3 protein-coding genes are annotated in these 6247 nt (G+C 71.8%); 1 reads left to right on the top strand and 2 read right to left on the bottom strand.

Annotated elements, in window-relative coordinates:
* Nucleotides 1-2848 (bottom strand): HD domain-containing protein (locus CCN33_RS16405; RefSeq protein WP_208621776.1); only part of this gene is annotated, 2848 nt, incomplete at its 3' end.
* 118 nt (nucleotides 2849-2966) lie between these two features.
* Here CCN33_RS16405 and CCN33_RS16410 point away from each other — a divergent pair.
* Nucleotides 2967-4304, top strand: coding sequence for a 6-phospho-beta-glucosidase (locus CCN33_RS16410; protein WP_086694350.1), 1338 nt, complete (start codon nucleotides 2967-2969; stop codon nucleotides 4302-4304).
* Between the two features lie 52 nt (nucleotides 4305-4356).
* On the opposite strand, the gene CCN33_RS16415 is transcribed toward CCN33_RS16410, so the two are convergent.
* Nucleotides 4357-6042, bottom strand: a complete 1686-nt coding sequence (locus CCN33_RS16415) for a carbohydrate binding domain-containing protein (protein ID WP_086694351.1) — start codon at nucleotides 6040-6042, stop codon at nucleotides 4357-4359.
* Between the last annotated feature and the right edge of the window lie 205 nt (nucleotides 6043-6247).

Genomic DNA, 6247 nt, shown 5'->3' on the forward strand with positions numbered 1-6247 from the left:
GGCTGGCGAGGGCGGTCGCGCGCACCTGCTCCCCGGCCCACTCGCGGTCCCACTCCAGCATGCTGTTGCGGTTGACGCTGAGCTTGGGGACCTGGGGACCGGACAGGTTGATGACGTACCCGAAGGGCGTGGCGGAGGTGACGATGCCGTCCGAGAGCACCGCGCCGTTGCCCGACACCCACCACACCGGTCCGCGTGCGTTCAGTGGTTCGGCCGGGGCGGGCTCGTCCTCCGGGGCGGGGTGGTGCAGCCGGTCCGGCTCGCGTACGAGCGGTTCACGGCCGTCCTCCTCCAGCGTCATCCGGTACTCGCTGAGCCGTACCTGATGGCTCATCACCTTCAGGATGGAGAGCGGCTCCTCGCCCGGCTCGGGCTCGCTGAGCATCAGCCGGACCCTGGTGCCGCCCTCGCGCATGGGATCCGGGTCGTTGTCGCTGTACGGGCGGATGCGGAACAGGCCGCTGCTGCTGGAGATGTCGACCACCAGCGCCTGCCCGGCCGTGGTGCCGCCCGTGCGGACCTCACGGGTCACCAGGGAGACCTCGTCGGCGATCATGAAGTAGCTGAGCACGCCGATCCCGAACCGGCTGTACGGGTAGAGCCGCAGCTCCGGATCCTCCGCCAGCCAGCGGGCCTGCTCCTGGCGGAAGGCGCGGGTCTGTGAGAAGCGGCGGCCGGCCCGGCTGAAGGTGTGTTCCAGCACGGACCGGCTCATCCCGACGCCGTTGTCCCGGCATTCGATGAAGGCCCGGCCCGGCCGTCCGTCCGCCGTGTTCTCCCGGCCCTGGGTGATCCGGATCTCGCCCCGCCACGGGTACGGTTCGCGGTCTTTGCGGTCGAGGTACTCCCATCGCATCGCCCGGTACCGGCACGCGTCGGCGGCGTTCTGATAGAGCTCCCGCACCGCAAGCGAACGGTCCCCGTACAACTGGTGGCCCATGAGCAGTTCGCGGATCTCGTCCTGGGCCAGGGTGAAGCGGAGGAGCGGGACGCTGTAGACGCGGTCCTCGGAGTTCTGCTGCCGCGCGGCCTGGAGATCGCGGGCGGTGACCCGGCCGGGCAGCCCCGTGAGCAGGTCGCCGGGCTGCCGGTGCCGTGCGGAGGCCAGGGCCCGCAGCACCTCATCGGCGCGGTGGGTGACGTCCACCAGGCTCTCGTGCAGAGCGGGGTGGCGGCACACCATGTTGAGGTGGAGTCCGTCGTCCTCGCGGGTCCACTCCAGCTCCTGCTGAAGGCCGTGCACCACATCGCCGGGCACGATGGGGTCCGCTACGCCCACATGGTCGGGGAGCACATCGGGGAACATCCGTACGTCGGCGGCGAGCACCCCGCCGAGGCGCAGCTGCCCGAGCAGGCCCCACCAGCGCACGGCGCCGGGGCCCTCACTCGTCGTCAGGGTAGTCGGCGAACTGCCCAGCAGGTCGTTGTACTGGGCGGAGTCCAGCGGGTCGTTGGCGAGGAAGCGCACCGCGGACACCAGGTGCCAGCGGAGCTGCTCGGCCTTGTGCGCCAGCTCGGGTCCCAGCAGGGCCGTGGCGAGGTCTTCGGCCAGTCCTACCCCGCCCGGGTCGGGCTCCTCGACCATCTGCTCCGCCACCCAGCGGTGCGCCAGCCAGGCGGCGAGCGCCCGGTACTCCTCGTCCTCGCCGCGCCGGTGATGCCCGCGCGCCTTGCGCAGGAGCTGCGGGTGGCTCTCGTGGATGTTGCGCAGCTCGGCACGCATCATCGGGGTCGGGCCCTCGGTGTCCTGGGGGTCCTGGTCCAGGTCCCAGGGGTCTATTTCCGCCAGTCGGCTCAGCTTGTGCGCCCACATCGCCTCCCGCAGGAACGGCAGCCCCGCCAGCAGCCCCTTCTCCAGCGGCGACCAGTCCTGGCCGGGCGGGAGCAGCGCGGGGACGACCCGGCGCAGCACGCGCTCCGGGAGGCCGGAGTCCTGCCAGGGGTCCGTGAAGCGGGTGCTGTCCCTGAGCACGGAGGTGGCGCACCGGTGCGCGAACCCGGCGACCCGGTCACGCATCGCGGAATCCGGTCCGTCCTCGCCCACCGGCGCGGTCCAGATGCCCGCCTTCCGCACGGCCTCGGACCAGCGCAGCGGGATGTCCGTGCCGTCGCACAGCTCCGGGAAGCCCGACAGGCCCTCGTCGTGGGGGGCCGGACTGACCACCGGTGTCTGCCGGTGACCGCCGTGCCGGTGGGCCAGCGCTGTGGTGCGGGCCTGGGCGCGGTGGAACACCGCCTCCACGGTGCGCTCCGGGGTCAGCGGATTCAGGGCCTCTGCCAGCGCACTCGTGAAGTGGCTCCCCTGCGAGCCGTAATGGCACCGCTGGCCCTTGGCGCAGCCGACGAGCAGCGCCAGCCGCCGGGAGGGGGCGTGCACGGTGGCCGCGCCGAAGCCGGCCGCGTCCTCCTCGGGCTGGTCGTCACGGCAGGCGTCCACGACGAGGACGACGGACTCGGCCCGGCACCCGGCCAGGTAGCGGGACACGTCCAGGGGCAGCAGTGACTCACGCTGGCCGTCGGTCCACTGCCCACCCGGCTCGGGCGCGCGGGCGCTGGCGGGCACCAGATAGTCCCGGCCGTCCAGATGGACGCCGTGCCCGGTGAAGTACACCAGCAGCAGATCGCAGTCCCAGTGGGCGGCCGCCTCCAGCGCGGAGGTGATGGCGCCCTTGTCCACCGGGCGTTCCCCGCCGGGGCCGAGCGTCGTCACGCCGTACCCGGACGCGGTCAACTGCTCGGTCATGGTGTCGAGATCCGTCGTCACCACGTCCGTGAGGGAGGTGAACCTCCGCTGGGCGTCCGGCGTTTCACCCACGCCGATGAGCAGCGCGTGTCGTCTGACCGTCATCAGCGGGAGGTTAGCGTTCTTCGCCACGTTGGGGGAGTGTTTGCGTGGATCACGGCAACCCACCGGCCCCCCGGCCCCCCGTGCCATGATCGGAGCAGGTGTGCCGAAAGGGTGAGACATGAGGCTGACGATTCTGGGGGGCGGCGGGTTCCGGGTGCCGCTCGTGTACGGCGCGCTGCTGGGCGACTGGGGCGAGGGGCGGGTGACCGAGGTCGTCCTGCACGACGTCGACGCCGGGCGGCTGGACGCGGTGACGCGGGTGCTGGCCGAGCAGGCGGAGGGGGTCGCGGACGCGCCCGCCGTGCGTGCGACCACCGATCTCGACGACGCGCTGCGCGGGGCCGACTTCGTGTTCTCCGCCATCCGGGTCGGCGGACTGCGCGGGCGGGCCGAGGACGAGCGGGTGGCGCTGGCCGAGGGGGTGCTCGGGCAGGAGACCGTGGGCGCGGGGGGTGTCGCGTACGGGCTGCGGACCGTGCCCGTCGCCGTCGACATCGCCCGGCGGGTGGCGCGGCTCGCGCCCGACGCCTGGGTCATCAACTTCACCAACCCGGCCGGACTGGTCACCGAGGCCATGGCCCGGTACCTCGGCGACCGGGTCATCGGCATCTGCGACTCCCCGGTCGGCCTCGGCCGCCGTGTCGCCCGTGCCCTCGGCGCCGATCCGGGCGAGGCGTTCGTCGACTACGTCGGCCTCAACCACCTCGGCTGGGTACGCGGCCTGCGCGTCGCCGGACGCGACGAACTGCCGCGCCTGCTGGCCGACCCGCACCGGCTCGGCTCCTTCGAGGAGGGGCGGCTGTTCGGCCCCGAGTGGCTGCGTTCCCTCGGCGCGATCCCCAACGAGTACCTGCACTACTACTACTTCAACCGCGAGACCGTACGCGCCTACCAGGAGGCCGAGCGGACCCGCGGCGCCTTCCTGCGCGACCAGCAGTCCCGGTTCTACACCGACGCGCTGCGCCCCGGCGGGTCCGCGCTGCGGGCGTGGGAGGACACCCGCGCCGAGCGCGAGGCGACGTACATGGCGGAGAACCGGGAGAGCGCCGGAGCCGGGGAGCGCGAGGAGGAGGATCTGTCGGGCGGGTACGAGCAGGTGGCGCTCGCCCTGATGCGGGCCGTCGCCCGCGACGAGCGCACCACCCTGATCCTCAACGTCCGCAACCGCTCGACGCTCACCGCGCTGGACGCGGAGGCGGTGATCGAGGTGCCCTGCCTGGTCGGCGCGGACGGCGCGCACCCGCTGGCCACCGACCCGCTGCCGGGACACGCCGCCGGCCTGGTCTGCTCGGTCAAGGCGGTCGAGCGGGAGGTGCTGGCCGCCGCCGAGTCGGGATCGCGGGAGACGGCGGTGAAGGCGTTCGCGCTGCATCCGCTGGTCGACTCGGTCAGCGTGGCCCGCAGGCTGGTCGACGGTTACACCGCGGCCCACCCGGAGCTGGCGTATCTGAAGTGAACACGGAGGGGGGCCGCTCCGCCGAGCGGCCCCCAAGCGGGTCGTACGAGGCTCAGCCGGTGAAGCCGGCCGTGATCGAGGTGAACTGCCAGGTGCTCTGGTTGATGCCGGAGCAGTTGCTCACCACACCGCCGCCGGCGCACGGCCGGTCCCGGTTGACCGCCCAGTAGGCGAGCCGGGCGATGTGGTGCGAGTTGCCCCAGTCACGGATCTTGGTCCAGATCTCCGGCGTGGTGTTCTCCTGCTGGTCGGACAGACCGTTCATCCCGGAGATGCCGATGTGGGAGTAGGCGGTCGCGTCGTCCCAGCCGAAGGTCGACTTCAGCTTGGCCTTCAGACCCTCGGCCGCGTTCACCGTGTTGCCGTACATGTCCGAGCCGCCGCCGAAGTCGAACGGCATGATCGTGAACACGTCGATGTCGGCGCCGATCGACTTGGCCTGCTCGATGAGCCGGTTGCCGTAGTAGGACGGGCCGGTGGTCGTGGTGCCGAAGGTGACGATGGTCTTCAGGCCGGGGTTGTTCGCCTTGACCGTCTTCAGCGCGGTGAGGATCCTCGCCTGCACGGCCTCGTTCTCGAACTCGTCCGTGTTCTCGATGTCCATGTCGATCGATTTCAGCGAGTAGGCGTCGACCACCTTCTGGATCGCGCCGGCCAGCGCGCTCGCCGAGGAGCAGTTGGCGCCGAGCTTGCTGCCCTGCCAGCCGCCGAAGGAGGGCACGATGTCACCGCCCGCCGAGCGGATCTGGTTGATCGCGGTCTGGTCGGCCCCGCCGGTGAGCGGCCGGCTGCCGTCCCAGGCCGGGTTGCAGCCGCCGGAGTCCAGTACGAACGCCATGGTGAACCACTTCACGCCGGTCGCGTTCATCACCGTCGCCGGGTTCGGCGGGTCGCCCCAGCCCTCGTACAGATACGGCGCGGCCTGCTTGAAGCCGGTGCCGCCGCCCGAGCCCGCGTTCGTCGTCACCGAGACCGCGTTGGAGGCGCCGGAGGTGTTCCCGGCCGCGTCCCGCGCCTTCACGGTGAAGGTGTACGCGGTGCTCGGCGAGAGCCCGCTGACCGTGGCCGTCGTCCCGGAGACGCTGAGCACCTGGTTGGAGCCGCTGTAGATGTCGTACGCGGTGACGCCCACGTTGTCGGTGGCCGCGTTCCACTGCAGCGAGACGCTGTTCGAGGTCTTGCCGGTCGAGGTGAGGCCGCTCGGTGTGCTCGGCGCCTGGGTGTCACCGCCGCCCCCGCCGCCCGGCCCGTCCAGGCTGATGTCGTCCGCCTGGTAGGAGCCCTGCGCGTACCAGCCGTGCACGTACACGGTCGCGCTGGTCTGCGAGGCGCCGGTGGTGAAGGAGACGGTGAGCTGGCTGTACGCCGACGGGGACGAGGTCCAGGTCGAGGCGCCGCCGTCCACCCCGAGGTAGACGTACGAGCCGCGCACCCAGCCGCTGAGGGTGTACGCGGTGTTCGGCTTCACGGCGACGGTCTGCGCGCACTGCGCGGTGTCGCTCGAACTCACCGCGCCCTGCAGCGCCTTGGAGCCGCCGTGCACGGGGGAGGAGACGACGGAGCCGAGGTTGCCGGAACAGGTCCACGGGGACAGGCCGCCCGACTCGAAGCCGGGGTTGGTGAGCACGTTGGCCGCCTCGGCGGTGCCCGGCAGGGCGACGGCCCCGCCGAGTGCCAGGGCGGCGGTGCCGACCAGGGCGAGAAGCCGGCGTCTGGGACGCCCGAGAATGTGTCGCACGCGATCTCCCTGATGGTATGGGGGCGTTCGGGAGTGCACCGGGGTGCGGGAAGTGCGGAACGAGCCTGTGGAGAGTGCGCCCCCCAAAATGGTATGGACCAATCCAACTGTCAAGAGACAGCACGGGATTGGTCCATACCGCAATGGCGACGGAGTGCTACAGCGGCAGCGCGGCTCCGGCTCCCGCCGCTGCGGCGGCCGCCGC

The organism is Streptomyces recifensis, assembly GCF_002154615.1.
Lineage (GTDB): Bacteria > Actinomycetota > Actinomycetes > Streptomycetales > Streptomycetaceae > Streptomyces > Streptomyces griseoluteus.

Coding starts and splice junctions, on each gene's coding strand:
- CCN33_RS16410 (WP_086694350.1), top strand. CDS start 2,967: ATGAGGCTGACGATTCTGGGGGGCGGCGGGTTCCGGGTGCCGCTCGTG.